This is a genomic window from Embleya hyalina (assembly GCF_003967355.1).
Lineage (GTDB): Bacteria > Actinomycetota > Actinomycetes > Streptomycetales > Streptomycetaceae > Embleya > Embleya hyalina.
In genome coordinates this window covers 1-25,527 of record NZ_BIFH01000037.1, presented here as the reverse complement: position 1 = coordinate 25,527, position 25,527 = coordinate 1, and the positions used below count along the sequence as shown (strand labels likewise).

The following is a 25,527-nucleotide window of genomic DNA, read 5'->3' as shown; positions in this document are numbered from 1 at the left end:
GCGGTTGGTTGCGGGTGGCCGGTCCGGGGCCGGTCCGGGCCGGTGGGTGCGCCACTGGCGGCGGTCGGGCCTACGTGGCTTGGGGCTTCCGGCGAGGGGAGTGCGTCGGTCGGCGAAAAAGCGGCCTGCAGCGGCCGGCGGGGAGGGTGCTCGGGTCGGGTTCGCCGGGGAGCCTTTTCGAGTGGGTCGGGGCGTTTCGGGGGTGTTTGAGGAAGGGTGAGGTTCGAAACCGGATCGCGGTCGGTGGATCGGAGTCCTGAGTTTCGGCGACCTGCGGTTTTGTGTGAGCGGGGCCGAGAATCGGGTGTCGAGTGCCGGTTTCGTGTGCCTCGGCCTCCTCGGCGCCGGAGGGAGAGACCGAAACTGCCCTGTGGGGTACCGGCAGGGGCCGAACCCGGATCCCGAGGCACCCGAAACGGCTCCTCTTCGCACCGACCTGCGGTTTTCTCTCACTTCGGTGCTGCGGCACCCCACGCCGTCCGGTTTCGTGAGCCTTCGTCACCCACATGCCCACTGCACAACGCCCATCGTCAGTCGAAACGCCCCGACCCACTCGGAAAGGCTCCCCGGCGGACCCAACCCCACAGCCCTCTCTGCCCTCGCTGCCGGCCGGTTTTCGCCAAGCAACACACCCGCCCCGTCGGGAACCCCGTGTCTCGAAACCCCGAACGCCGCCAACGGCCCACCACCGACTCCGACGAACCCCGCACCAGCCACCCGCAACCCAAAGCCCAACGCCGGCCGAAATAGACCCGACCCACTCGAAAACGCACGCCCGGCGAACCCGACCCGACCGCCCTCCCGGCCTGCCGCTGCAGGTCGCTTTTTCGCCGACCAAGACGCCCGCCTCACCGGAAACCCCAAGCCACGAAAGCCCAAACGCCGCCAACGGCCCACCCACCGACCCGGACCGGCCCCGCACCAGCCACCCGCAACCAACCGCGCGACGCAGGCCGAAACAACCCGATCCACTCGGGAACGCACGCCCGGCGAACTGACCCGAGCGCCCTCTCTGCCTGCCGCTGCAGGCCGCTTTTTCGCCGACCAAGACGCCCGTCTCGCCGGAAGCCCCAAGCCACGAAAGCCCGACCACCGCCAACGGCCCACCCACCGACCCGGACCGGCCCCGCACCAGCCACCGCCGACCAACCACGCGACGCCCGCCGAGCGCGCCCCACCGGGGGCATCGCTTCGGGGTTCGGCGAACGCCCCTGCCGCATCAGGGCATTCAGCTCCCGTAGGACCAGGTGATGCCCGGTGGGACGATGCGGGCGCATACGGGTTCGCCACGGGTGTCCGTCAGGGCCAGGTGCGCGGTCAGGACTCCGGATGTGGCGGCGCGGGTGAGGGCGTCGTCGGGTACGGCGGCGAGCATGAGCTTGGCGCGGCGGAACATCGTGAAGGTCCCGGCCGGGTCGACGGTGCCCCAGGACAGGTAGACGAACCGGTCCCCGGGCCGCCCCTGGATGTGCGCGCCGCGCAGGTCGATCCCGCTCGGGGTGCCCGGCCTCGGGACCGCGGTGCACGCGAGCGTCCACGAGGCGGAGGCGGCGTCGCCCGGGACCGGGTCGAGCAGGTCGGTCGGGCGGCGGCCCTGCACGGCGACGTGCACGTTCGTGTAGCGCGGGCCCTCGGCCGGACCGGTGCCGGCGGGCGGGCAGGTGCGGCCGGGGAGGTCGTCGGCGTCGATGCGGATCCACATGCCGTCCATCCTCACCGATCCCGTCGACCCGCACCGCCGGTGCGGTAGCGGCCCGGAGTGGTGCCGATGATGTGGGTGAAGGCGGTGATGAAGCCGCTGGGGTTGGCCCATCCGCACGCGTGGGCGGTGTGGGTGGTGTCGTGGCCGTCGGCGAGCAGTACGAGCGCGTGGTGGATGCGCAGTTGGGTGCGCAACTCGTGGAAGGTCATGCCGAGTTCGTCGCGCAGCAGACGGCTGAGGGTGCGCGAGCCGGCGCCGACCGCACGTCCGAGTTCGGCCAGTGTGGAGTTGTCCGCCGGGTTCTCGGACAGGATCCGTGCGAGGGACCGCAACCGGTCGTCTCGCGGCTCCGGCAGATGCAGCGGCTGTTCCCGCGTCTCCCGGAGTTCGTCGACGAGCACACGAAGCAGGCGGGAACGGGCGCCGGGGCCGTACACCGGCGCGGCGGGGCCGTCGTCGCGCGGCCCGGTCAGGGCGAGCAGCACCTCGCGCGCGAGGGCGGAGGCCGGGAACACGGCGGGCCGGTCCGGGACGCGCCGGGCCAGGGACGGTGCGAGGAAGACGATGCGCATGTCGGTATCGCCGTGGGCGCGGTGCCGGTGCGCGTATCCGGCGGGGGTCCAGGCGATCCGGTCGGCCGGGACGATCGAGGTGCCTCGGTCGGTACGCACCGTCAGGATGCCGGTGGCCGCGTACACCAGGTGCCCTCGCGAGTGCGACTGCGGCGCGCTCGCCCCGCCGGATCGCCAGAGGTGGCGCCCGCCGGACGGCCACACATCCGACGTCACGTCGGCGCTTCCACGCGGTTGGCGGCGATCGGGCATCACGCGGCAGCCTATCGGTGGTCGGCCGGCCCCCTACGTGGTGACCTGGAGTGGTCCCGAGCCGCGGACGGCGCGCCCCGCGATGCCGCCGCGGTCGAAGAAAGGAAAGCCGATGGCGACATTCGTCCTCGTACCCGGCGGTTGGCACGGCGCGTGGGCGTTCGACCCGGTGGTACCGCTGCTGGAGCGGGCCGGGCACACGGTCCACGCCCTCACCCCGACCGGCTTGCGGCCGGACGACGACGTCGCGAGGGTCGCGACCGCCAACCTCGACACGCACGCCGACGACGTGTTGCGCCTCCTCGACCGCGCCCACGTCACCGACGCGACACTGGTCGGCCACAGCTACGGCGGCATGGTGATCGCGGCCGCCGCCGACCGTGCCGGCGGCCGGGTCACCCGCATCGTGCACCTCGACGCCTACGTCCCGCGCGACGGCGAGTCGTGCTGGTCGTCGACGAGCGACGGCTACCGAGAAAAGTTCCTGGCCGGCGCCGCGAGCAACGGCTACGCCGTACTCCCGCCCCCCGGCGGCGACCCCCGCCGCCGCCCCCACCCCCTCGCGTCGTTCACCCAGGCGATCCGCCTCACCGGCGCCGTCGACCGGGTCCCCCGCCGCGAGTTCGTTTACTGCTCCGGCTGGGCGGACGGCACTCCTTTCACTCACCTCCGCGCCCGTCTCCAAGCCGACCCGTCCTGGCGGGTCCACGACCTCCCCACGGCGCACAACGCCATGCGCGAGGCCCCGAAGGCCGTCGCCGAACTCCTGGCTACCCCGATACCCGCCGCACCCGCGGAACGGACCTGACTCGGCCGGGCCGTGCCGTGGATCCTCCTCGACCCGTCACCCGAGCCTTGCCCGTCGGGTGTGCGGCGTTCGCCGGAATCGAGCCGATCGTGAAGTGGCGTGCTAGTCGGGCAGGGTACGGCCCAGTTTGCGGAGTAGGTCGGTGAGTGCGGCCTGTTCGCCGGGGCTCAGGCCGGCGAGGAGGTCCGACTCGTTCCGGAGGTGTTCGCCGACGAGGTCGTCGATCAACTCCCGGCCCTGGTCGGTGAGTCGGATCAGCCGGCCCCGGGCATCGCCTTCGGCGGCGCGGCGGGTCACCAGCCCGGCGCGTTCGAGGCGATCGACACGTTTGGTCACCGCGCCCGAGGTGACCATCGTCGAACCGCTCAGCTCACCGGCGTTCAGCTCGAACGGCGCGCCGGCGCGGCGCAGCGTGGCCAGGACGTCGAACTCACCCCGGCCCATGTCGTATCGGCCGAAGACCCGGCACAGCCGCTCCTCCAACGCCCAGTGCAGGCGCGAGATCCGGCCGATCACATGCATCGGGCTCGGGTCGAGGTCGGGCCGTTCCCGACGCCACTGGCCGACGATGCGGTCGAGCGCGTCGGTATCGGCGTCGGCGCCGGTGTCGATGTCGGTGTCGATGTCGGCGCCGGCGGGCGGCGCGGGAGCGGGCTCGGCGGGGGCGGGGTCCCGGGTCATGGCTTGACGATCCTTTCCATGGAAAGTAATCTGCTTTCCATGGAAAGTATCTAGGCCGCCATGCCTGGACACAAATCGGCGACCCTCGCCCCCCACCTCCGTCCCGCCCGCACGGCGCCCTTTTCGGCATGCCCGAAACCCATCGGAAAGCAGAAATGTCAACGAACGCACACCCCCACTCGGCCCTGCGGTCGTGGCTGGGCGTCGCGGTCATCACCGCGAGCCTGTTCACCTTCGTCACCACCGAACTCATGCCCGTCGGCCTGCTCACCCCGGTCGGCTCCGACCTCGACATCTCGGTGGGCGTCGCGGGGCTGATGGTCACGCTGTACGGCGTCTCGGCCGGCCTCGGCGTCCCGTTCATCGTCGCCTGGACCCGCCGCGTGAACCGCCGCACGCTGCTCACCGTGCTGCTCGCGGTCCTGGCGCTGGGCAACCTCATCACCGCGATCGCGCCCAACTACCCCCTCGTACTGGCCGCACGACTCGTCATGGGCTTCGCCAACGGCGTCTTCTGGGCGATCGGCGTGAGCATGGCCATGCGTCTGGTCCCCGAGCACCACGCGAACCGCGCGGCGGCGGTGGCGCTGTCCGGCATCTCCATCGCCACGGTGGTCGGCATCCCGCTGGGCACCTTCCTGGAGGACCTGACGAGTTGGCGGACCACGTTCCTGATCTGGAGCGCCCTGAGCGCGGTGGTCTTCCTCGCCGTCGCGGTCACCGTCCCGTCGCTGCCGTCGCAGAACGCGGTGCCGGCCCGGGAGGTCTTCGGCCTGGCGGTCGAGAACGTGCGGCTGCGCCTGGTGATGATCACCGTCGTGCTGTACGTCCTCGGGCACTTCGGGGCGTACACCTTCGTCCGGCCGTTCCTGGAGGAGAAGTCGTCGGCCACGCCGGGCTTCGTCACCGCGCTGCTGATCGTGTACGGAATCGGCGGCGCGACAGGCAACTTCGTCGCCGGGTACACCGTCGGCAAGAGCCTGCACGGCACCTTCGTCCTCGCCCTCGCCGGACTCGTGGCGGCCCTCGTGCTCCTGCTGACGATCGGCCGCTCGCGCACCGGCGCGATCATCGCCCTGGCCCTGTGGGGCGTCTGCTTCGGCGCGGTGAACCTGTGTCAGATCAACCTGACGCTGGCCGCCGCACCCGACACCTTCGAAGCGGCCATGTCCATCAACACCCTCGGCTACAACACGTCCATCGCCCTCGGCGCGCTGTTCGGCGGCCTGCTCACCGACCATGTGGGCGTCGCCGGCGCCGTCGGGTTCGGCGTGGCCCTGACCACGGCCGCGCTGGCCCTCACCCTCGCCACCCGCCGAACCGGCGAGCGCCCCCGGGCGGTGACCGAGGACGCGCTTGCCTAGGATCGAAGATCGACGCCGATCCCGATGAACGGGGGACCGGGCGGAGTCGAAGGGACGGGCAGACCGGATGGAGCCGACCGGAACTTTGACCGAGGCCGACTGGGCAGCGCATCGTCCCGCGGTCTTCGGGGCGGCCTACCGGATCCTCGGCACGGTCACCGAGGCCGAGGACGTGACCCAGGAAGTCTGGTTGCGCGTCGCCGCCGCGGACCTGTCCGAAGTACGAAACCTGCGGGCCTGGTTGGTCACCACGGCCGCCCGAACCTCGTACAACGTGCTGAAATCGGCGCGGGTCCGACGCGAGAGCTACGTGGGACCCTGGCTGCCGGAACCGCTGCCCACCGGGCCGGACGCCTCCGTCCGGGTGCTGACCGACGAATCGGTGGGCACCGCGATGCTGGTGGTCATGGAGACCCTGTCGCCGGCCGAACGCGTCGCACTCGTCCTGCACGACGTCTTCGACTTCCCGTTCGGCCGGATCGCCGAGGTGCTCGGCGGCACTCCCGCGGCTGCCCGCAAACTCGCGTCCCGTGCCCGGGTGCGGGTCGCGGCGGTCCGGGAGCGGCCCCGGGCGAGCAGGGCCGAGACCGAACGTGTCCTGCGGGCGTTCAAGGGCGCGGCGGACGCGGGCGACATGGCCGGCCTGGTCGGGTTGCTGCACCCCGACGCCGTCTACATCGGCGACGGCGGCGGCAGGACGACGGCCGCGCGCAGGCCCGTTCACGGCGCCGGGACGATCGCCCTGCTGGCGATCCGGTCGACCGCGATCCGGCTCCCCGACTCGTTCCGGATCATCGAGGTCAACGGGTATCCGGCGCTGGTCACCTACCGCGCCGGCGAACCGGTCTGGCTGGACACCGTGGACATCGCCGACGGCCGGATCACCACGTTCCGCAGACTGGCCAATCCCGAAAAACTCGCCGGCATCGGTCACATCCGTATCCGCCGTCTTGTCTCCCTGCCGAATCCCCTCTCCATCGAGGGGCGAAGCCCGAATGGGAGGACGACACGATGGCACACGTCGTGATCATCGGAGGCGGTTTCGCGGGCGTATGGAGCGCGGCGGGAGCGGCGCTGGCCCGTCAGGACGCGGATCTGCGGATCACCCTCATCGCGCCCGACGAACATCTGGTGCTGCGGCCACGGCTGTACGAGCCGGAGCCGGACCTGGCCAAGGTCGAACTCGGCCGGATCCTCGACCCGATCGGCGTCCGGCGGTTGCGGGCCTCGGTCGACGTGATCGACACCGCGCGCCGTGTGGTGGTGGCCGACGGCGAGGAGGTCGCCTACGACCGGCTGGTCCTGGCGGCCGGCAGCAAACTCGTCGCGCCCACGGATCTGCCCGGCGCCGAACGGCTTTTCGACATCGACACATTGGCCGGCGCCCGGCGGCTCACCGACCATCTGCGCGGCCGCGCGGACTACTCCGCGGTGGTCGTCGGCGCCGGGTTCGTCGGTTTGGAGGCGGCGACCGCTTTGGCCGCCAGGGGACGGGTGTTGCTGGTGGACCGCTCGGAAGTGGTCGGCGACGCACTCGGCCCCGGTCCGCGCGCGGAGATCGAGGCGGCGTTGCACAAGCTGGGCATCGAATGCCGCCTCGGGACGACGGTCACCGAAGTCGGTGCGGAGCACGCCGTCCTGTCCGACGGCACCCGGGTCGACGCGGACGCGGTGGTGTGGTGTGTGGGGATGCGGGCCGGCGAGCTGACGCGGCAGATCCCCGCCCGACTCGACCACCTCGGCCGGGTGCCGGTGGACCACCGACTGCGCGCGCTGCCCGAGGTGTTCGTCGCCGGGGACATGGCCGCGGCGGCGTTCGACGCCGAGCACACGGTGATGCAGGCATGCCAACACGCCAGTCCGCTCGGCAAGGTCGCCGGATACAACGCGGCGGCCGACCTGCTCGGTACGCCGCTGCGCGACTTCACCCCCGGCCCGTACGTCACCTGCCTGGATCTGGGCGCCGCCGGAGCGGTGTTCACCCGGGGCTGGGATCGCCGGGTGATGGCCTCGGGTGCCGACGGCGCGGCCATCAAGGCCCGGATCAACCGGGCCATCCACCCGCCGGTGGACGACGCACGCGAGATCCTCGCCGCCGCCGACCGCGTCCGCATCGAACTTCCCTTCTTCCCCCGCGCGGAGCAGGACGCCGTCCCCACCACGTGACCCCACGGAACGCGGCGGCCGAGCGGCCGCCGCGTTCCCCGACCGCCGGCCTTTCGTGCGTCCGCGGGATTGCCCGGGGGCGAACTCGGGGCAACAGGAGGTGAGTCCAGCAGACGGACGGATTCGCCCGGGTGCGGCGCGCCCCGGGTCCGACGGGCGCCCGGCCGTGGCCGGACCTCGGCCGGCCGTCCGCACGGGTCGAGGGGGAACCGTGAACCGCACCGAGTGGATCGGCTTCGTTCGGCTGGCCCGGTTACGGTTCCTGCTCTACAACATGTTGCCCGTCGCGCTCGGCGGGGCGGTGGCGGTGCACGAGGGGCATCGGATCGACCTCGGTTGGTACGCGCTGGCCCAGGGGTTCGCGTGGGTCACCCACCTGATGACGCACTACTGCAACGAATACTTCGATCTCGACGCGGACCGGGCCAACCGCTACCACACACCCTGGACCGGCGGCAGCCGCGCCCTGGTCGACGGCCTGGTCCGGCCGATCGTCTCGCTGTCCACCGCCTTCGTGCTGCTCACCGGCGCCGTGTTCGTCGCCGTCTCGATGCCCACGCTGCCCACCCGCCTGATGGCCGCCGCCGGCATCGCGCTCGCGTGGTTCTACACCGCGCCGCCGCTGCGGCTGAACTATCGCGGGCTGGGCGAACTGACCGTGGCCGTCGGCCTCAACGGGATCTGGCCGATGGTGGCGGTATCGCTGCTCGCGGGCGGCGTGCCCGGGCTGATCCTGCTGATCCTGGCCCCGACCGCGCTGTTGCAGACGGCGCGGATGATGGTGATGAACCTCGCCGACATCGAGTCCGACGTCCGGGTCGGCAAGCGCACCCTGCCGGTCCTGCTCGGGCCGCGCCGGGTCATCGTGATCTTCACGCTGTGCCAGATCACGGCCTATGCGGCGCTGGTCGTGTTCGCGCTTGCGGGATGGGTTCCCTGGCCGGTTTGCGTGGCGATGGCGAGCACGGCGCCGCTGTCGGTGTGGCTGGTGCTGCGGCTGCGTTCCGGCGCGCTCGCCGACCACGACCCGCACCGGATGACGCCCGTGGTGTTCTGGGCCTCCAACCACGTCGCCCTGATCGTGTGCGCGGCGCTGGTCGGCGTACTGGCCGAGACCGCCGCGGACCCGCGGGCCGACGACGGCATGGCCGGCTCGTTGGGCTTCCTGACCGCGATCCTGGCCGGCTTCCTCGTACTGTTCGGCGTACGCCTGGTCATGGCCCTGCGTCGGCTGCGCCCGGCGGACGAAACCGCCCCGATCCCGTGCCCCACCGAGAAGGCCTCGACCTGAACCCGGTCGTGGTGGGCGGGTCCGAGATCGTGATCCGGACGCATGTCCGACGAGCCCTCCCCGTCGCCCGATCGGCCCCGTGGTCCGACCGGCCAATCCCGCAGATCCTGTTCCGGTCGGCCCTGGTGCCCGCGCCGCTCGCGATCCGTCCGGAACACGCCGCGACCCGCCGACCCGAACGCACCGGCGAACGGCGGGGGAACCTCCCTGGGGATCAGGGCGGTTCCCCCGCGTCGGGCGGGTGATCTCGGCCGGGTGCCGGTGGTTACGCCCCGGTTGCCGGTCGGTAGGTGGCGACGTGTACGCCGGTGGCGCTGACCGTGGTCGAGACCAGTTCGAGGGTGCGCAGGGCGCCGTCGGTCGGGAACAGGGTCTTTCCGCCGCCGAGGAGCACCGGCATGATCATCAGGCGCAGTTCGTCGACCAGTCCTTCGGTCAGGAGGGTTCGGGCGAGGGTGAGGCTGCCCATCAGCACCAGGTCGCGGCCCTCGGTCGCGCGCAGCTTTCGGATCCGGTCGAGGGCCTGGTCACCGGGAATGCGGGTGGTGTTGTTCCAGGCCGGTACGTCGTGGTCGCCGAGTGTGCCGCTGACGACGTACTTTCGGACCGCGTTCATGTGGTCGGCGAAGGGGTCGCCGGCCCGGCCGGGCCAGGCCGCGGCCATGACCTGCCAGGTGCGGCGGCCGAAGAGCAGCGCGTCGGTGGTGGCGGCCCATTCGGCGAGGGCGCCGCCCATCACCTGCGGGTCGAAGAAGGGGTGGGTCCAGCCGCCGTGGGCGAACCCGCCGTCGGTGTCCTCGTCGGGGCCGCCGGGGGCCTGCCCGACGCCGTCCAGGCTGACGAATTCACCAATGACGATGCGCATCGAACCGTCTCGCTCTCTTGCTGGTCGCAGGGTTGTCGGATGCGTCGGGCGGCCACGGGTTCGCGGTCCCGACGACGTCTTGTGCGGGGCTCCGAGGCGGGTGCCCTCGGTGCCCGTGGCGTCGCGAGGGCACCGGGCCGTCGCGACGCCGCCCGCGCGGCGGATCCGCGGGGAGTCTCGAAAGGGGTGCCGCTCAGGCGGTGCGCCGGTAGTACAGGGCCACGTACGCGAGCAGCGCGAACATGACGCTCGTACCGATGGCGATGGTCAGCGCGCCGGCCCCGCCGCCGCTCATCGACCACGCGTCGCCGACCAGCTTCACCGTGGCGGCGACGCGGCAGACGACCGCGAGGCGCCGGTTGCCGAGGCGGGAGAAGTGTCGACCGAGCAGGTAGCCGGCCGCGATCAGCGAGACGAAGGTGACCGATCCGGCGGCCATGTGTCCGTACGCGTGCCAACTCATCGACTCCGGGACGCCCTTCGGCGTGCCCACCGGGAAGCCGTCCGCCGGGTCCATCGTCAACAGCCCGGCGGCGACCATGCCGACGCCGATCACCCGGATCAGACGCGGCACCGCGACACCGCCGGGCGTCCCGCGCATGACCCGCCCCAGCCCGGCCGCGCCGGCCGTGGCCAGGACACCGGCGATCACGAAGTTCGCGATCTGCAGCCACCCGAGCGTGCCGGTGGCCAGTTGGCTGAGCGCGTGCCGGGTCGGCTCGAAGCCGTCTCGGGTGGCCGCCTGGGCGACCGAGACGGCCACCCACAGCGGACCGGCGACGGCCACGCAGGCGAGCAGCGGCCGGGTGCCGATCGAGCCGTGCGGGCGGGCGGCGGCCCGGGTCCGGGCGGCGGCGGGGAGGCGGGTGGTGGTGGTCACGGTGGGCTCCTTCGAGGGGCGGGCGGGCCGCTCGGATGTCTTCCGTGGGGCTCGCACCTTCGTCGATCCACCGATGTGACAGGGAATCATGGAATTCCCTGTCACACTTCTCCTGCGACGCGTCCGCATCCCGGCAGTACGGCCGGACGGAACGAGAGCGGAGATCACCATGCGCTACCTGATGACCACCAAGGCCGGCCCGAACGACGCCGCCCCCGACGAGAAGCTGTTCGCCGAGATGGGTGCGTTCATCGACGAACTCAGCGCCGCCGGCGTGTTGCTGGCCACCGGCGGACTGGAGCCCGGCGGTGTCCGCCTGGTCTCGGCGGGCGGTGAGGTCACCGTGACCGACGGCCCGTTCGCCGAGGCCAAGGAGGCCGTCGTCGGCTTCGCGCTCGTCGAGGTCGGCTCCAAGGAGGAGGCCGTCGAACTCGCCCGCCGGTTCCGCACGATCGTCGGTGACGGCGAGAGCGTCATCCAGCAGGTCTTCGGCCCGTGACCGACGTCCACCGCACGGTCGATTCCATCTGGAAGACGGAATCGGCCCGCATCGTCGCCGCGCTGACCCGCATGGTGCACGACATCGGGGTGGCGGAGGAACTGGCGCAGGACGCACTGGTCGCGGCGTTGGAGCAGTGGCCGCAGTCGGGCGTCCCGGACAACCCGGGCGCCTGGCTCACCACCGTCGCCAAACGCCGCGCCGTCGACCACATCCGCCGCGACCGGCGGGCGGCGGAACACGGCGAACTGCTCGCGCACGAACTCGCCGAACAACATCGCCTCGACGCGGACGTCGACAGCTCCGAAGCGGGCCCCGAACCGGGCCTCGAACCGGGCCCCGAGGCGGGTGCCGGGCATGTCGTCGACGAGCAGGACGACGTGCTGCGGCTCATGTTCGTCTCCTGCCACTCGGTGCTGCCCACCGAGGCGCGTGTCGCGCTGACCCTGCGCCTCCTCGGCGGGCTGACCGCGTCCGAGATCGCCCGGGCCTTCCTCACGGCCGAGCCGCTGATCGCCCGCCGCATCGCGACCGCCAAGCGCACTCTCGCCGAAGCACGTGTGCCGTTCGAACTCCCGACCGGCCCCGAGACGACCGAACGCCTCGCCTCCGTCCTCGAGGTGCTCTACCTGATCTTCAACGAGGGCTACTCGGCGACCTCGGGCGACGACCTGATCCGGCCCGGCCTGTGCCGGGAGGCGCTGCGGCTCGGGCGGCTGCTCGCCGAGTCGATGCCCGCCGAGGCCGAGGTCCACGGCCTGGTGGCGCTCATGGAGATCCAGGCGTCCCGTGCCGCCGCGCGCACCGGCCCCGCCGGCGAACCCGTCCCACTGCACCTGCAGAACCGCGGACGCTGGGACCGATCGCTCATCCGCCGCGGCTTCGCCGCCATGCTGCGGGCGCGCACGGCCGGCACACCCGGCCAACCCGGTCCGTACGTCCTACAGGCCGCGATCGCCGTCTGCCACGCACAGGCGCGCACCGCGGAGGACACCGATTGGCCGCGGATCGCCGGACTCTACGCGGCACTCGCGCGACTCCTGCCCACCGCGGTCGTACGCCTGAACCAGGCCGTCGCGGTGGGCATGGCGGAGGGACCGGCCGCCGGCCTCGCACTCGCCGACACGCTCACCCGGGACCCGGCGTTGCGCGACTACCACCTGCTCCCCGGCGTACGCGGCGACCTGCTGCTGCGGCTGGGCCGCGGCGAGGAGGCACGCCGCGAGTTCGAGCGGGCGGCGCTCCTGACCCGCAACGCCGCCGAACGCGCCTACCTGACCCGCCGCGCCGAAGGCGTCCCGACCGAGGAGGACGCGCCCGCCCGGACGTTCGGCGAGGCCGTCGACGCGTTCCTCGCCCGGGACCGGCTCGCACCCGCGACCATCCGCTCCTACCAACAGACGTTGTGGCGCCTGCGGCTCTCCCTGGGGGTGGGCCTGCCGCTCGCCTCGCTGAGCCCGGACCGGGTCGCCGACGCGTTCCACATGTCGTGGGACGGCACGGCGGCGGCGACCTGGAACCGGCATCGGGCCGCGGTCAGGGCGTTCGGAGCGTGGACGCACACCCCGGGCCTCGACACGGGCATCCCGCCACGACCGGTCGAACGCCGCACCGGGGCCGAGCCCGCGCCGGCCGCGTCCGGGCCGGCGGCGTCCGGGCCGGCGGCGTCCGGGCCGGCGGCGTCCGGGCCGGCGGCGTCCGGGCCGGCGCAGCCCTGGGAAACGGAAGCCCCGTTGCGGGACCGCACGCTGTGGACGCTGCTGCGCGAGTCCGGCGCGACCGTCACGGCCGTACTGGCGCTCAACGTCCAGGACCTCGACCCGGCGGAGCGGCGGGCCCGCCGCCCGAACCGGGGGACCCGGCCCGGGGCGTGGATCACCTGGCGCTCGCGGACCGCCGCGCTCCTGGCCGAACTCCTGGACGGCCGCACCCGAGGCCCGGTCTTCCTCGCCGACCGCCGCCCGGGACCCGCGCGGGCCCGCACGCTGGGCCCGGACGACATCTGCCCGCGCACCGGCCGAGGCCGACTGTCCTACGAACGGGCCGAGTTCCTGTGCAAATCGACGACGGGACACACACTGCGCCGACTGCGCGACCGGGACGCCGACCCAACCTGACGCGGCGCGGCGGTGTGCGGTTCGGGACGGGCCTCAGGTGATCGGTGGGCCGGCGGCCGTGGTGAACTGCCAGCTCACGGTGGGCATCACGGTGCCGTCGAGGGATTTCACACCGATCAGTTCGACGGAGTAGCTGTAGCCGCCGAACGGAAGGTTGTCGGTGGGATCGAAGGTGGTGGTGCGGGTGGCGGCGTTGTAGGTCGTGGTGCCGGGAGGATAGCTGCCCTCGCCGTACATGATCACCCAGTGGATGGTGGAGGGCTGCACCTCGCGGTCGAAGGTGGCGGTGAGGTTGGTGCCCACCGGGACGGAGGTCTCTCCGGGCCTCGGGGAGATCTCGATGACCGCCGGCGCGGGGCCGCGGGTGTCGGTGGTGTTGAAGACCGGGTCGACCCAGTAATTGGTGTCGTTCCAGGTCGAGTCCGGGAATCCGGCGCCGTAGAGGTACACGCCGTTGCCGCCGGCCGTCTCGCTCGCCGGTGCGGTGAGGGGGCCGCGGACGTGGGCCGTGGTCAGGCCGCCCTGGTCGGCGTTGTACCGGCCGTTCGGGGCCTGGTAGGAGGCTACGTACGTGGTGCCGGCCGTGATCGCGACGCCCTGGGCGAAGTTCACCTGCTGCCAGCCGGATTCGGACTCGCCGGTGAAGGTGGCGGTGGCCAGTCGGGCACCGGCCGCAGACCACAGGGTGCCGGTGTGCGTTCCGGTGTTGGCGGCGTCCTTCCAGAAGCGCACGCCGGTGATGTAACCGTCCCGGTCCGCCTGGAACTTGACGCCGAGTTCGGTGGCGACCTCGTCCGGGTCCGGACCGGAGGAGGGCTGGTCGGTCGGCGCCCAGAGCGTGCACGGGCAGGTGACCGGCTGGGAGGGGTCGGCATCGACGCCGCTCTTCGTCGAGCCCGCGGCCGCCCGGGACGTCCCCGGTGCGGCCACGATTAACGCGAGGAGTACCGCGAGAATTGTCGGAACAGTCGCTTTGCGCAGTCTTGGCCAAGGTATGTTCATGAGTATTCCCCACTCGAACATCACTTCCCGGGGCGGTTGTCCCGGGGTCGAGCCATGGGAAATTCTGGCGTACATTCCGGCCCGTGTCCGAGGTCTGACTCCCCGTTATGTGGGTCTCGCGATTCCGCGGCCGCCGCCTTCGAGACACGGGAATCGGGAAAGCCGCCGCAACGCGGCCGGCCCCGACCGTCGAAACGGTCGGGGCCGGTCTTCCGTGGTCCGGCAGGCCCTACAGCAGGTCCACCGCCGCGTACGCCTGCCCGCCCGACAGCAGGGCATACCCCGGGCCGCGGTCGAAGAACGGCTCGACCTCGGGCCGCGCCGCGCGCATCGAGGCCCGCAGCTTTTCCGTCGCCACCTCGTCCACCGCCGACTCGTCGCCCTCGCCCGTCAGGACGACGCCGTAGTCGTCCGCCGCCGCGTCGCGCGAGACCTTGCCCCACCGCACGTCGCGCAGGACCGAGTCGGTCTTGCGGTCGAGCGGGTCGCCCCAACCGCCGCCGCCGGTGGTGCGGATCCGGATCACCTCGCCGGCCTTGACGGGCTCGTCGTCGACCAGGCCCTCCATCTCGCGCTCGTTCGGGCCGCCCGGGTCGATCACGACCTGGAAGGGGCGACCGGCCTTGCCGCCCTTGACGCCCCAGCAGGACAGGATCGAGCGGTCGGCGATCGACATGAACGACGCGTCGAGCAACATCCGGATGTGCTTCTCGTAGCCGAGGCCGCCGCGGAACTCGCCCGGGCCGCCCGAGTCGGCCGCCAGGCCCAGGCGTTCGACCAGGAACGGGAAGCGCGACTCGGTGAACTCGGTCGGCAGGTTGCGCGAGTCCGGTACGACGTGGATCGTGTCCTCGCCGTCCGCGTAGTAGCGCCCGCCCGAGCCGCCGCCGAGCACCTCGCGCATCAGGTACGAACGGCCCTCCGCGTCGTGCCCGTACACGCCGGTGTAGCGGATGGTCTCCTGGTCGGCCGGCATCCGGCCGTCGACCGCCTTGGCCAGCACGCCGGAGAGCACGCCGAGCAGGCGCAGGATGACGAAGGTGCGCGCGTTGGTCGGCGCCGGGAAGATCGGCGTGAGCAGCGTGCCCTTCTCCGGGAACTTCATCTCGATCAGCGGCACCACGCCCTCGTTGACGTCGAGTTCGGCCATCCGCTCGGGGGTGTCCGCGAGGTTGCGCAGGATCGGCGCGAGCCACTTCTTGAGGAAGTTGCCGTCCGCGTAGTCGCCGCAGTGGTTGATCGGACCCTTGGCCTGCTTCGACGTACCCGTGAAGTCGATGAGGATCTTGTCGGGCGTCTTGGTCAGGGTGATCCGCTGCGTGTGCAGCATCGGCTCGTCCACGCCGTCGTGCTCGGCGTAGTCCTCCCAGACGTACTCGCCGTCGGGGATCTTGGACAGGATCTCGCGACGGTAGGTCTCGGTGGTCTTGTCCAGGATCGCGTCGAAGCACGCCTCGACGGTCTCGCGGCCGTAGCGCTCGAAGAGTTCGCCGAGTCGGCGCGAACCCATCAGGCACGCCGAGCACTCGGCGTCCAGGTCGGCGGCGAGCGAGTCGGGCATCCGCGAGTTGCGGGTCATGATGCGCAGCGCGGCCTGGTTCGGCACACCCTGGTCCCACAGCTTGATCGGCGGGACCATCAGGCCCTCTTCGTACACCGTGGTCGCGCCCGAGGGCATCGACCCGGGGCAGCAGCCGCCGATGTCGTCGTGGTGGCCGAACGCCTGGACGAACGCGACCACTTGGCCGTCCGCGAAGACCGGGACGGTGACGCACAGGTCGGGCAGGTGGCCGATGCCGCCCTCCGACTCGTACACGTCGTTGTGGAAGAACACATCGCCCGGACGCATCGTCTCCAGCGGGAAGTCCCGGGCGATGGGGTGCACCAGCGCGGAGTACGAACGACCCGTGAGCTTGCGCAACTTGCGGTCGTGGATGCCCGCCCGGAAGTCGTGCGCGTCGCGGATCATCGGCGAGCGCGAGGTGCGCCCGATCGCGGTCTCGACCTCCATCTCGACCGAGGCGAGGGTGCCTTCGACGATTTCCAGGAGCACGGGGTCGACGCCGTGCAGCGCGTCCTGCGGGGTGGTGGCGGTGGTGCCGGCGCTCATGTTCAGGCTCCCTTCGAAGCGGTCGAGGTGGTGTCGGTGTCGCGGGTGACCACGACGTTGCCGTAGGCGTCCACGCGGGCGGCGAAGCCCGGGTGGATCGGGATGGTGGAGCCGAACTCCTCGATGATCGCCGGGCCGACGACCAGGTCGCCCGGGGCGAGTTCGGGCCGCGCGTACACGGCGGTGTCCACGTAGCCGTCGCGGTCGACGAAGCAGACCGCGCGGGTGCCGGTGCGGGCGCGCTCGACATCGCCCTCGCGGCCCGGGAGTTCGCGCAGTTCGGGGCGGCGGATCGGGCCGACGCCGGTGACGCGCAGGTTGACCCACTCCACGGGCTGGCTCGCGTCGCCGCGGAAGTTGTACCCGTAGAGCTGCTCGTGCGCGGTGTGGAACGACTCGGCGACGGTGTCGGCGAGTTCGGAGGTGAACGGGCCGTCCGGCACCGGCACCCGGACCTCGAAGGCCTGGCCGAAGTAGCGCAGGTCCGCGGTGCGCACGTAGCGGTGGTCCTCGGCCGCGAAGCCCTCCTTGTCGAGGGCGTCGCCCGCCTTGCCCGCCAACTCGTCGAAGATGCCCGCCACCTTGGGGTGATCGAGCTCGGGGTGGCTGCCGACCGCGGTCTGCACGTAGTCGCAGCGCACGTCGACGGTGAGCAGGCCGAACGCGGAGACGTTGCCCGGGTCGCGCGGCACGATGACGCCGGCGAGGCCGAGGATGTCGATGAGGCGGCACAGCAGCAGCGAGCCGGAGCCGCCGAAGGTGGCCATGGTGAAGTCGCGGACGTCCAGGCCGCGCTTGACGGTGATCTGGCGCAGCGCGTTGGCCTGGTTCCAGGCCGAGATCTCCAGGATGCCGTTGGCCAACTGCTCGATGCCCATGCCCAGTTCGGCGGCCATCTTGGTCAGGCCCTCACGGGCGGCGTCCACGTCCAGCGGGATCTCGCCGCCGAGCAGGTGCGGGGGGATGCGGCCGAGCAGGACGTGCGCGTCGGTGATGGTCGGCTCGGTGCCGCTCTTGCCGTAGCACAACGGGCCCGGGTCGGCGCCGGCCGAACGGGGGCCGACCTTGAGCGTGCCCTCGGGGGAGATCCAGGCGATCGAGCCGCCGCCGGCGCCGACGGTGACCACGTCGATCATCGGGATCTTGGACGGGAAGCGCCCGACGGTGCCCTCGGTGGTCAGCGTCGGCTCGCCGCCGAGCACCACCGACACGTCGGTGGAGGTGCCGCCGCCGTCGCAGGTCAGGACCTTGTCGAAGCCGGCCTTCTCGGCGATCAGCGCGGCGCCCAGGGCGCCGGCGGCCGGGCCGGAGAGCACGGTGGTGATCGGCTGGTGCACGACCTCCTCGGCGGAGAGCACGCCGCCGTTGGACTTCATGATCGCGAACGGGACGCGGCGGGGCGCCTCGCCGGCGGTGGTGAACGCGTCCAGGCGCTGCCGGATGCCACCGACGTAGCGGGCCACGCGCGGCTTGACCGCGGCGTCGACGAGGGTGGTCATCGAGCGCTCGTACTCGCGGTACTCGCGCAGCACCTCGGAGCTGATCGACACGATCGCCTCGGGGTGCTCCTCGCGCAGGATCTCGCGCATGCGCTCCTCGTGCGCCGAGTTGGCGTAGGAGTGCAGGAAGCAGACGCCGATGGTGAGGATGCCCTGCTCGCGCAGCCGACGGGCGGCGCCGCGGGCGCCCTCCTCGTCGAAGGGGCGGACCTCGTTGCCCTTGTGGTCGAACCGGCCGCCCACCGTGTGCACCAGGTCGACCGGGACGATCCGGTCCGGCTTGACCCAGAAGTAGGAGTTGCCGTAGCCGTCCGGGACCGCCTGGCGGGCGATCTCCAGGATGTACTCGTAGCCCTCGGTGGTGATGAACCCGAGGCGATCGATCTTGTCTTCCAGGAGCTGATTGGTGGCCACCGTCGTGCCGTGCGCGACGGCGGTGACGTCGGCCCCGGTGCATCCGAGCAGACCCAGCACCTTGTCGATGCCGTTCATGAAGCCGTCGGCGGGGTCGCTCGGCGTGGACGGCGTCTTGGTGGTGACCAGCTCGCCGGACTCCTCGTCCAGCGCGACCACGTCGGTGAAGGTACCGCCGGTGTCGATGCCGATTCGGATCCGTCGGCGGGGTCCCGCCGCTGCGGCAGGCGTCATCAGCGCGCTCCAATCGGAGGGGAGGTGATTCGATCACATTCGTGGAGGGCTGTTCGCCCGGCTGCTGACAGCGATTCAACTCGCCGGGCGATCCTGCGGAATCGGCAACATCTGCCAAGCAGCTCGGCAACAGTTGGTGAATCGCTCTCGGTTGTGCCCGCTTACCGAAGCGTGTGTTCCCGTTTGCCGAAGCGTGCGCAACCCCGCCGAATCACTTTCGGTAGCCGCGCGACCCCGCGAGACTGGCCGAATCGTGCTCGGCGGTGCCCCAGGGCGGGGCCGGGACGCCCGGCGCGGAGGAGGCGCGATGAGCGACTGGACGAGCCGGCCGACCGTTCTGGGGACGTTCGGGGTCGTGTCGACCACCCACTGGCTCGCCTCGCAGTCGGCGATGGCGGTGCTCGAGGACGGCGGCAACGCGTTCGACGCGGCGGTGGCGGCCGGCTTCGTGCTCCAGGTCGTGCAGCCGCACCTGAACGGGCCGGCCGGGGAGGTGCCGATCATCCTCGCTCCGGTGGGCGGCGCGGTCCGGGTGTTGTGCGGCCAGGGGCCCGCGCCGCGGGGGGCCACGATCGAGCACTACCGCTCCCTCGGCCTGGACCTGGTGCCCGGGACCGGACCGCTGGCCGCCGCCGTGCCGGGCTCCTTCGACGCGTGGCTGACGCTGCTGCGCGACCACGGGACGAAGTCGCTCGCCGGGGTGCTGACGTACGCGATCGGCTACGCCGAGTCGGGACACCCCGTCTCGCCGCTGCTCGCCGCGACCGTGGCGCGGATGCGCGAGCGGTTCGAGACCGAGTGGACCAGCTCGGCCGAGGTGTACCTGCCCGCGCCGGAGGCCGGGGCACTCTTCCGCAATCCCGCCCTGGCCCGCACCTGGCGCACGCTGCTGCGCGCATGCGCGGGCGGTACGCGCGAGGCGGAGATCGAGGCGGCCCGGCGGATCTGGCGCGAGGGCTTCATCGGCGAGGCCGTCGCCGACTTCGCCGCGAAGCCCGCGATGGACACCTCGGGACGGCGCCACGCGTCCACCCTCGTGGGTGACGACCTCGTCGGCTATGCGGCCCACTACGAGGAGCCGGCCGGCCACGACTGGCGGGGCTGGACCGTGTACAAGCCCGGCGCGTGGAGCCAGGGCCCGGTCTTCCTCCAGCAACTCGCGCTGCTGCCCGACGGGTTCGGGTACGACGACCCCGACTACGTACACACCCTGGTCGAGGGCACCAAGCTCGCCATGGCCGACCGCGAGGCCTGGTACGGCGACGCCGCGCCGGTGCCGCTCGACGACCTGCTGGCCGGCGGGTACAACGTCGGCCGGCGCATGCTGATCGACGCACGGGCGTCCCACGAGCTGCGCCCCGGTGGCCCCGGCGGCCGGGTCCCGCGCCTGCCCGACCTGCCGGCGGCGGAGGGCGAGGCGCCGGCCGCGCCGACCCGGCCGCCCGGCACCGGCGAGCCGACCGTCGGCGCCGACGGGGCCACCCGGGGCGACACCTGCCACCTCGACGTCGCCGACCGCTGGGGCAACCTGGTCTCCGCGACGCCCAGCGGCGGCTGGCTCCAGTCGAGCCCGGCGATCCCCGGCCTCGGCTTCCCGCTCGGCACCCGGCTCCAGATGGCCTGGCTGGAACCGAACCTGCCCAACTCGCTCACCCCGGGCCGCCGCCCCCGGACCACCCTGTCCCCGTCGATCGCCGCGCGCGACGGCGTCCCGGTGCTGGCCTTCGGCACGCCGGGCGGCGACCAGCAGGACCAGTGGTCCCTGCACTTCTTCCTCGCCGTGGCCCTCGGCGGCCTCGACCTCCAAGCCGCGATCGACGCCCCCAACTGGCACAACGCGAGCTTCCCCGGCTCGTTCCACCCCCGCACGATGAGCCCCGGCAGCCTCACGGTCGAATCCCGCCTCGGCGACAAGGCCATCGCCGCCCTGCGCGAGCGGGGCCACCTGGTCACGGTCGACGCCCCGTGGTCCCAGGGCCGCCTGTGCGCGGTGGCGAGGAACCCCCACAAGGGCACCCTGTCCGCCGCGGCCGACTCCAGGGGCGTCCAGGGCTACGCGGTCGGCCGCTGAGGACGGCGGGGCCTCGGGGAGGGCCCAGCCGTGTCAGCCGTCGTGCAATGCGGCGCGCAGGGCGTCGATGGCGAGCGTGCGGGCGACGTTCGCGGCGCGGGTGTCGCGCAGGCTGTCCAGCATGAGGAAGTCGTGGACCATGCCGCCCACGCGGACCGAGGTGACGTCCACGCCGGCCTCGCGCAGCCTGTTGGCGTACCGCTCGCCCTCGTCGCGCAGCACGTCGGCCTCGTCGGTGATCACCAAAGTGGTCGGCAGGCCCCTGAGCTGGTCGAGGCTCGCCCGCAGCGGGGACGCGTGGTGCTCGGCGCGTTGGGCGGGGTCGGTGGTGTAGGCGTCCCAGAACCACTTCATGCCGTCGCGGGTGAGGTAGTGGCCCTCGGCGAACTGCAGGTAGGAGGGAGTGTCGAAGTCGGCGTCGGTCACCGGGTAGAGCAGGACCTGAGCCTTGAGGTCGATGCCGCCGCGTTCCTTGTTCGTCAGCGCGAACACCGTCGACATGCAGCCGCCGACCGAGTCGCCGGTGACGGCGATCCGCGAGGTGTCCAGGCCGTGCTCCGCGCCGTGCTCCAGGACCCACTGCCCCACGGCGTGGTTCTGCTCGATCTGGGTGGGGTACTTCGCCTCGGGCGCCCGGTCGTAGACCGGGAAGACGCCCGCGGCGCCCGCGCCCACCGTGAGTTCGCGGAAGAGGCGGTCGTGGGTCTTGTCGTCGCCGAAGACCCAGCCGGCACCGTGGATGTAGAACACCACCGGCAGCGGGCCGGTGGTTCCCTTGGGCCGGATGATGCGGGTGCGGACGGTGCCCCACTCGCCGGCGTCCACGTCGACCCACTCCTCGTCGACGTCCGGGCGGGGCACGCTCGGGTCGCTCTGCAGGCTCAGCAGGATCTCGCGGCCCTTCTCCGGGGGCACCTCGTAGATCCGGGGATGCGGGTCGGTCGCCTCGCACAACTCCCGCGCGGCGGGTTCGAGGTACGGCGTGGTCGGCGGGGGAAGCGAGGTCATGTCGACTCCAATCACGAGCACGTGCGTGCCCTGGAAGATGCGGTCCGCGCCACCGGCCGACCGGACGGCCGCGGATGACCGCTCACGAGACGAAGCCCCCTCGATCCGTCCTGGTGCGCGGCCCACGCCGCGCAACCCGGCACGAAGGCGTCCACGCCGCCCATTGCCCCGCTCCGCGTCGCGGTATGCGTCCGTTCGGCCGCGGGGGTCCGCCGAGCGGCGCGCGACGTCGGAGCGGGGACCCGCCCTCGGCGGAGCCGGCACGATGCCCCGACCCGTCCGCGGGTGATCACGGGCGGACGGGCCCGACGTCAGCGCCGCCCGAAGTCCACGTCCTCCGCCGCCCGCCCCGGCCAGGTCAGCCGGGTCGGGGCGGCCGGGGTCTCGGCCACCACCCGGCCGCGCGAGACGACGTGGCTCGCGCGTACCTGGCGGCGCAGTACGTCGAACGGGGAATCGGCGGGCAGGAGCAGGAAATTGGCCGGACGGCCGACCGCGACCCCATATCCCTCGCCCAGATCGAGCACGCCCGCCGCCCGCGTCGTGATCATCGCGAACGCCTCGTCGATCTCCGCCTGCCCGGACAGCTGGGCGGCCAGGATGCCCGCGTGCGCGACCTGTACCGGGTTGGCCGTGCCCAGGGGGAACCACGGGTCCATCACGTCGTCGTGGCCGAACGCGACATTGACTCCGGCGGCCAGCATCTCCTTGACCTGGGTGAGGCCGCGGCGTTTGGGATAGTCGTCGAAGCGGCCCTGGAGGGTCAGGTTCACCATCGGGTTGCTCACCAGGTTGATGCCCGAACGGGCGACGATGCGGCGCAACTTGCGGCTGTAGGCACCGTTGTACGAACCCATCGCGGTGGTGTGACTGGCCGTCACCCGGGAGCCGAGGCCGCCGCGCCGGGCCAGTGTGGCGACCACCTCGACGAAGCGGGACTGCTCGTCGTCGATCTCGTCGCAGTGCACGTCGACCATCAGCCCGTGTCGGGCGGCGAGTTCGAAGGCGATCTCCAGCGACCGCACGCCGTCCTCGCGGGTGTCCTCGAAGTGCGGGATGGCGCCGATCACGTCGACTCCGGCGGCCACCGCGCGCTCCATCAGCTTCCGGCCGTCGGGGAAGGAGACGATGCCCTCCTGGGGAAACGCCACCACCTGGAGGTCGAGCACATCCCTCACCCGTTCGCGCAGTTCGATCAGCGCGTGCAGCGCGGTGAGTTCGGGGTCGGTGACGTCGCAGTGGCTGCGCACGTGCAGGACGCCGTGGGCGACCTGCCAGCGCAACACCTGTTCGGCGCGGGCCAGTACGTCCTCGCGGGTGAGCGTCGCCTTGCGCTCGGACCAGCGTTCGATGCCCTCCCACAGTGTGCCGGAGAGGTTCCAGCGCGGTTGTCCGGCGGTGAGCGCGGTGTCGAGGTGGATGTGCGGCTCGACGTAGGGCGGGGTGACCAGGGCGCCGGCGGCGTCGAGGATCGGGCCGGTGGGTGCGGTGGTTCCGGCCGAGGTGATGCCCGTGACGACGCCGTCGGTCACCTCGATGTCCACGCGCCCGGTGCCGGCCCGGTCGAGGAGTCGGCAGTCGGTCACGGTGAGGTTGGTGTGCATGTGCGGTCGCTCCATGGGTCGTTCGGGAATTCGGGTCACGTCGCCGCCGGCTCGGGTGCGCGCTCCCGCTCGCGCTCGTATCGGCCGAGCAGGAGGTACAGGCCGCCCGCGACGATCGCGCCGGCCAACCACGACAGGTCCACATTGCCGATCGCCCGGGCGCCCGGGCCGCGCAGCGCCTCGGGGACGCCGTACTCGAAGCACCAGGTGGCGACCATGCCGCACAGCAGCGCGACGATCGCCGACCAGCGCACGTCGGCGAGCAGGCCGCGACGCGGCGCGGCGTACAGTGCGGCCACGTCCACGCGCTGTCGGGCGAACACGTAGAAGTGCACCAGCATCACCGCGGCCCACGGCGCGACCCAGGTGACCATGCCCGCGAGCCAGGTGTCCAGGGTGTGCGCCAGGCTCGCCCGGAAGATCAGGAACAGCGTGAACACGGTGGCGAACACACCCACCAGGCAGGACAACACACGCCGCGAGACGCGGATGTCCAGGGTCTGCGCACAGAGCGAACAGCTGTACAGATTGAGGATGTTGGTGGCGATCGGCCCGTGCAGTACGAGCAGCAGCACGGGGATGGCGAGCGGGCCGAACGAGTCGACGATCAATCGACCCGGGTCGGCCTTGGCGTTCACCGTGGCCAGTGACGCGCCGAGCACGCCGAGCCAGACCACGGGCACGAACTGGCCCAGCACGCTGGCCGCGTACAGCTTGCGGCGGGAGACGGCGCGCGGGACGAAGCGGGAGTAGTCGGAGGCGTAGGCGAACCAGGTGATGCCCCAGCCGACGCCGATCGCGGTCATCACCGTGCTCATCGCCGACCAGCGGTCGCCGCCGCTCAACGTGCTCGCGTGGCCCCAGTCGATGTCGAGCCGGGTCCAGGCCACCACGGTCATCGCGGCCAGCACGACCAGGGTGGCGGGGACGGTCCAGCGCTCGAAGCCGGCGATGGCGGCGAAGCCGGACGCGGCGATCGCGATCTGGACGGCCATCACCACCAGGACGACCACGACCTTGGTGCCGTTGCCGCCCTCGTAGCCGACGCTGTCGAGGAGGGCCATCACGAGGTCGAGCACGATCCAGGTGTTGATCGCGCACCACCCGGCGGAGATCACGCCCTGGACGGCGGCGGGCAGGTAGGCGCCGCGCCGACCGAACGCGGCCCGGGCCAGCACCATCTGGGTCACACCGGTGCGCTGGCCCATCAGTACGAACAGGCCGAAGACGCCCATGCCGATCAGGTTGCCGACGATCAGGACCAGTACGGTGTCGACCAGTCCCAGACCGAGCACGATGCCGAGGGCGCCCAGGACCCAGTTGATCGGCGCGATGTTGGCGCCGGCCCAGATCCAGAACTGGTGCGCGGGCGTCGAGTCGCGGGCGTCGTCGGGTACCGGTTCGAGGGACTGGGTGTGGTCGACCGCGCGCTCGGGGCGGGCGGGCTGCGCGGAGTGGTCGAGGGTTGCCACGGAGACCTCCGGTGGGACGGAGCGGAGCACTGCGGTGGGGTGATCACCGAAGGTTCCTCGGCCGGGCGGGTCGTGACAACGGACACCGTGACCGCCATACTGACGGATCTTCCGGACGGAGTGTCCATGACGCTGTCCCTGCGCGCGGTCCTCGACCACCCGCTGATGCGCGGAGCGGACCCGGCGGTGCCGGATCCGCACGCGGACCTGGATCGCCCGGTGCGCTGGGTGCACTCCAGCGAGATCTACGAGATCGCCCCGCTGCTGCGCGGCGACGAACTGCTGCTCACGACGGGTCTGGGCCTGGCCGGACGGGACGCGGGCGAGCGGCGACGCTATGTCACGGAGTTGGCGGCGGCGGGTGTGGCGGGTGTGGCCCTGGAGGTCGGCCGTACGTTCCGCGAGGTCCCGGACGACGTGGTTCGCGCGGCGGCGGACGCGGGTTTGCCGCTGGTCGTCCTGCGCGGCGTGGTCCCGTTCGTCGAGATCGCCGAGGCGGTCAACGCGGCCATCCTCGACTCGGCGGTGACACGGCTGCGCCACGTCAACCGAATCGTGCGAACCCTGTCCGGCGTCCTGGCGCGCGGCGCGGGCGTCGAGGAACTCACCACCACGCTGTCCACGCTCACCGGCCGCCCGGTGGTCCTGTCAGCCCTCGACGGAACGCTCACCGCCCACGCCGGCACGGACGACCCGACCTCGGTCGTGAGGTCCCCGACAGCCGAAGCCGGCGTCGAACTCAGGGGCGCACTGTGGGGCCGCCTCCTCTTGGGCGCGACCACGACGGGCAAAGCCGGCACAGCGCACACCACTCACATGCCGGTCGCGGCAGCCACGGCCGATCCCGACGGGGCCGACACCGCGACCAGGACAGCGGGCACGGCCGACACCAACGCGCCCGACACCGCGACCGACG

The 25,527-nt window shown here is 72.1% G+C and carries 20 protein-coding genes; 9 read left to right on the top strand and 11 right to left on the bottom strand.

Going from position 1 to position 25,527, the window contains the following annotated elements:
* Window positions 1-1,228: 1,228 nt before the first annotated feature.
* Both EMA17_RS38425 and EMA17_RS38420 read right to left on the bottom strand, forming a co-directional pair.
* Entirely contained in the window at window positions 1,229-1,702 is a 474-nt protein-coding gene (locus EMA17_RS38425; protein WP_126641848.1) for a DUF5990 family protein, read from the bottom strand.
* An 11-nt stretch (window positions 1,703-1,713) separates the two neighbouring features.
* The gene (locus tag EMA17_RS38420; RefSeq protein WP_246127177.1) at window positions 1,714-2,490 is read right to left on the bottom strand and encodes an AraC family transcriptional regulator; all 777 of its coding nucleotides are present in this window, start codon (window positions 2,488-2,490) and stop codon (window positions 1,714-1,716) included.
* Between the two features lie 148 nt (window positions 2,491-2,638).
* On the opposite strand from EMA17_RS38420, the gene EMA17_RS38415 reads away from it, so the two are divergent.
* The gene (locus EMA17_RS38415; protein ID WP_126641846.1) at window positions 2,639-3,334 is read left to right on the top strand and encodes an alpha/beta fold hydrolase; all 696 of its coding nucleotides are present in this window, start codon (window positions 2,639-2,641) and stop codon (window positions 3,332-3,334) included.
* A gap of 102 nt (window positions 3,335-3,436) precedes the next feature.
* On the opposite strand, the gene EMA17_RS38410 is transcribed toward EMA17_RS38415, so the two are convergent.
* Window positions 3,437-4,015 carry a MarR family winged helix-turn-helix transcriptional regulator gene (locus EMA17_RS38410; protein WP_126641845.1) on the bottom strand — a complete coding sequence of 193 codons (579 nt, stop codon included), beginning with the start codon at window positions 4,013-4,015 and terminating at the stop codon, window positions 3,437-3,439.
* Window positions 4,016-4,170: 155 nt separating this feature from the next.
* Between EMA17_RS38410 and EMA17_RS38405 the strand changes: the two genes are divergently transcribed.
* From EMA17_RS38405 to EMA17_RS38390, 4 genes are all read left to right on the top strand, one after another.
* On the top strand, window positions 4,171-5,379 hold the full coding sequence (locus EMA17_RS38405; protein WP_126641844.1) for an MFS transporter: 1,209 nt from the start codon (window positions 4,171-4,173) through the stop codon (window positions 5,377-5,379).
* Window positions 5,380-5,446: 67 nt separating this feature from the next.
* Entirely contained in the window at window positions 5,447-6,406 is a 960-nt protein-coding gene (sigJ, locus tag EMA17_RS38400) for an RNA polymerase sigma factor SigJ (protein WP_126641843.1), read from the top strand.
* Window positions 6,391-7,545, top strand: coding sequence for an NAD(P)/FAD-dependent oxidoreductase (locus EMA17_RS38395; protein ID WP_126641842.1), 1,155 nt, complete (start codon window positions 6,391-6,393; stop codon window positions 7,543-7,545). Before sigJ ends, EMA17_RS38395 begins: the two co-directional genes overlap by 16 nt.
* 211 nt (window positions 7,546-7,756) lie before the next feature.
* Window positions 7,757-8,836 (top strand): prenyltransferase, encoded by a 1,080-nt coding sequence (locus tag EMA17_RS38390; RefSeq protein ID WP_126641841.1) that lies wholly within the window; start codon window positions 7,757-7,759, stop codon window positions 8,834-8,836.
* A gap of 265 nt (window positions 8,837-9,101) precedes the next feature.
* Here EMA17_RS38390 and EMA17_RS38385 read toward each other — a convergent pair whose 3' ends face one another.
* Both EMA17_RS38385 and EMA17_RS38380 read right to left on the bottom strand, forming a co-directional pair.
* On the bottom strand, window positions 9,102-9,701 hold the full coding sequence (locus EMA17_RS38385; protein WP_126641840.1) for a dihydrofolate reductase family protein: 600 nt from the start codon (window positions 9,699-9,701) through the stop codon (window positions 9,102-9,104).
* 193 nt (window positions 9,702-9,894) lie between these two features.
* Entirely contained in the window at window positions 9,895-10,581 is a 687-nt protein-coding gene (locus tag EMA17_RS38380) for a DUF998 domain-containing protein (RefSeq protein WP_246127176.1), read from the bottom strand.
* 88 nt (window positions 10,582-10,669) lie between these two features.
* On the opposite strand from EMA17_RS38380, the gene EMA17_RS38375 reads away from it, so the two are divergent.
* Together EMA17_RS38375 and EMA17_RS38370 are read left to right on the top strand one after the other, a co-directional pair.
* Complete coding sequence (locus EMA17_RS38375) at window positions 10,670-11,080, top strand: YciI family protein (protein ID WP_371863106.1); 411 nt, start codon at window positions 10,670-10,672, stop codon at window positions 11,078-11,080.
* Window positions 11,077-13,197, top strand: a complete 2,121-nt coding sequence (locus tag EMA17_RS38370; protein ID WP_126641838.1) for an RNA polymerase sigma factor — start codon at window positions 11,077-11,079, stop codon at window positions 13,195-13,197. Before EMA17_RS38375 ends, EMA17_RS38370 begins: the two co-directional genes overlap by 4 nt.
* Window positions 13,198-13,230: 33 nt before the next feature.
* Here the strand turns inward: EMA17_RS38370 and EMA17_RS38365 are convergent, their stop codons facing one another.
* The 3 genes from EMA17_RS38365 to EMA17_RS38355 all read right to left on the bottom strand — a co-directional run bounded on the left by EMA17_RS38365 (window position 13,231) and on the right by EMA17_RS38355 (window position 18,456).
* Window positions 13,231-14,127 (bottom strand): DUF4082 domain-containing protein, encoded by an 897-nt coding sequence (locus EMA17_RS38365; protein ID WP_246127175.1) that lies wholly within the window; start codon window positions 14,125-14,127, stop codon window positions 13,231-13,233.
* 301 nt (window positions 14,128-14,428) lie between these two features.
* Window positions 14,429-16,309 carry a hydantoinase B/oxoprolinase family protein gene (locus EMA17_RS38360; protein ID WP_126641836.1) on the bottom strand — a complete coding sequence of 627 codons (1,881 nt, stop codon included), beginning with the start codon at window positions 16,307-16,309 and terminating at the stop codon, window positions 14,429-14,431.
* A gap of 2 nt (window positions 16,310-16,311) precedes the next feature.
* Window positions 16,312-18,456 carry a hydantoinase/oxoprolinase family protein gene (locus EMA17_RS38355; RefSeq protein WP_126641835.1) on the bottom strand — a complete coding sequence of 715 codons (2,145 nt, stop codon included), beginning with the start codon at window positions 18,454-18,456 and terminating at the stop codon, window positions 16,312-16,314.
* Window positions 18,457-18,763: 307 nt separating this feature from the next.
* On the opposite strand from EMA17_RS38355, the gene EMA17_RS38350 reads away from it, so the two are divergent.
* Window positions 18,764-20,527: a gamma-glutamyltransferase family protein gene (locus EMA17_RS38350; RefSeq protein ID WP_126641834.1), complete on the top strand. Its 1,764-nt coding sequence runs from the start codon at window positions 18,764-18,766 to the stop codon at window positions 20,525-20,527.
* Between the two features lie 33 nt (window positions 20,528-20,560).
* Here the strand turns inward: EMA17_RS38350 and EMA17_RS38345 are convergent, their stop codons facing one another.
* The 3 genes from EMA17_RS38345 to EMA17_RS38335 all read right to left on the bottom strand — a co-directional run bounded on the left by EMA17_RS38345 (window position 20,561) and on the right by EMA17_RS38335 (window position 24,611).
* Window positions 20,561-21,535 carry an alpha/beta hydrolase gene (locus tag EMA17_RS38345; protein WP_126641833.1) on the bottom strand — a complete coding sequence of 325 codons (975 nt, stop codon included), beginning with the start codon at window positions 21,533-21,535 and terminating at the stop codon, window positions 20,561-20,563.
* Between the two features lie 311 nt (window positions 21,536-21,846).
* Window positions 21,847-23,139, bottom strand: a complete 1,293-nt coding sequence (gene codA / locus EMA17_RS38340) for a cytosine deaminase (RefSeq protein WP_126641832.1) — start codon at window positions 23,137-23,139, stop codon at window positions 21,847-21,849.
* Between the two features lie 35 nt (window positions 23,140-23,174).
* Entirely contained in the window at window positions 23,175-24,611 is a 1,437-nt protein-coding gene (locus EMA17_RS38335) for a purine-cytosine permease family protein (protein ID WP_126641831.1), read from the bottom strand.
* Window positions 24,612-24,737: 126 nt separating this feature from the next.
* Between EMA17_RS38335 and EMA17_RS38330 the strand changes: the two genes are divergently transcribed.
* A partial coding sequence (locus EMA17_RS38330) for a PucR family transcriptional regulator ligand-binding domain-containing protein (RefSeq protein ID WP_170222333.1) occupies window positions 24,738-25,527 on the top strand: 790 nt, incomplete at its 3' end.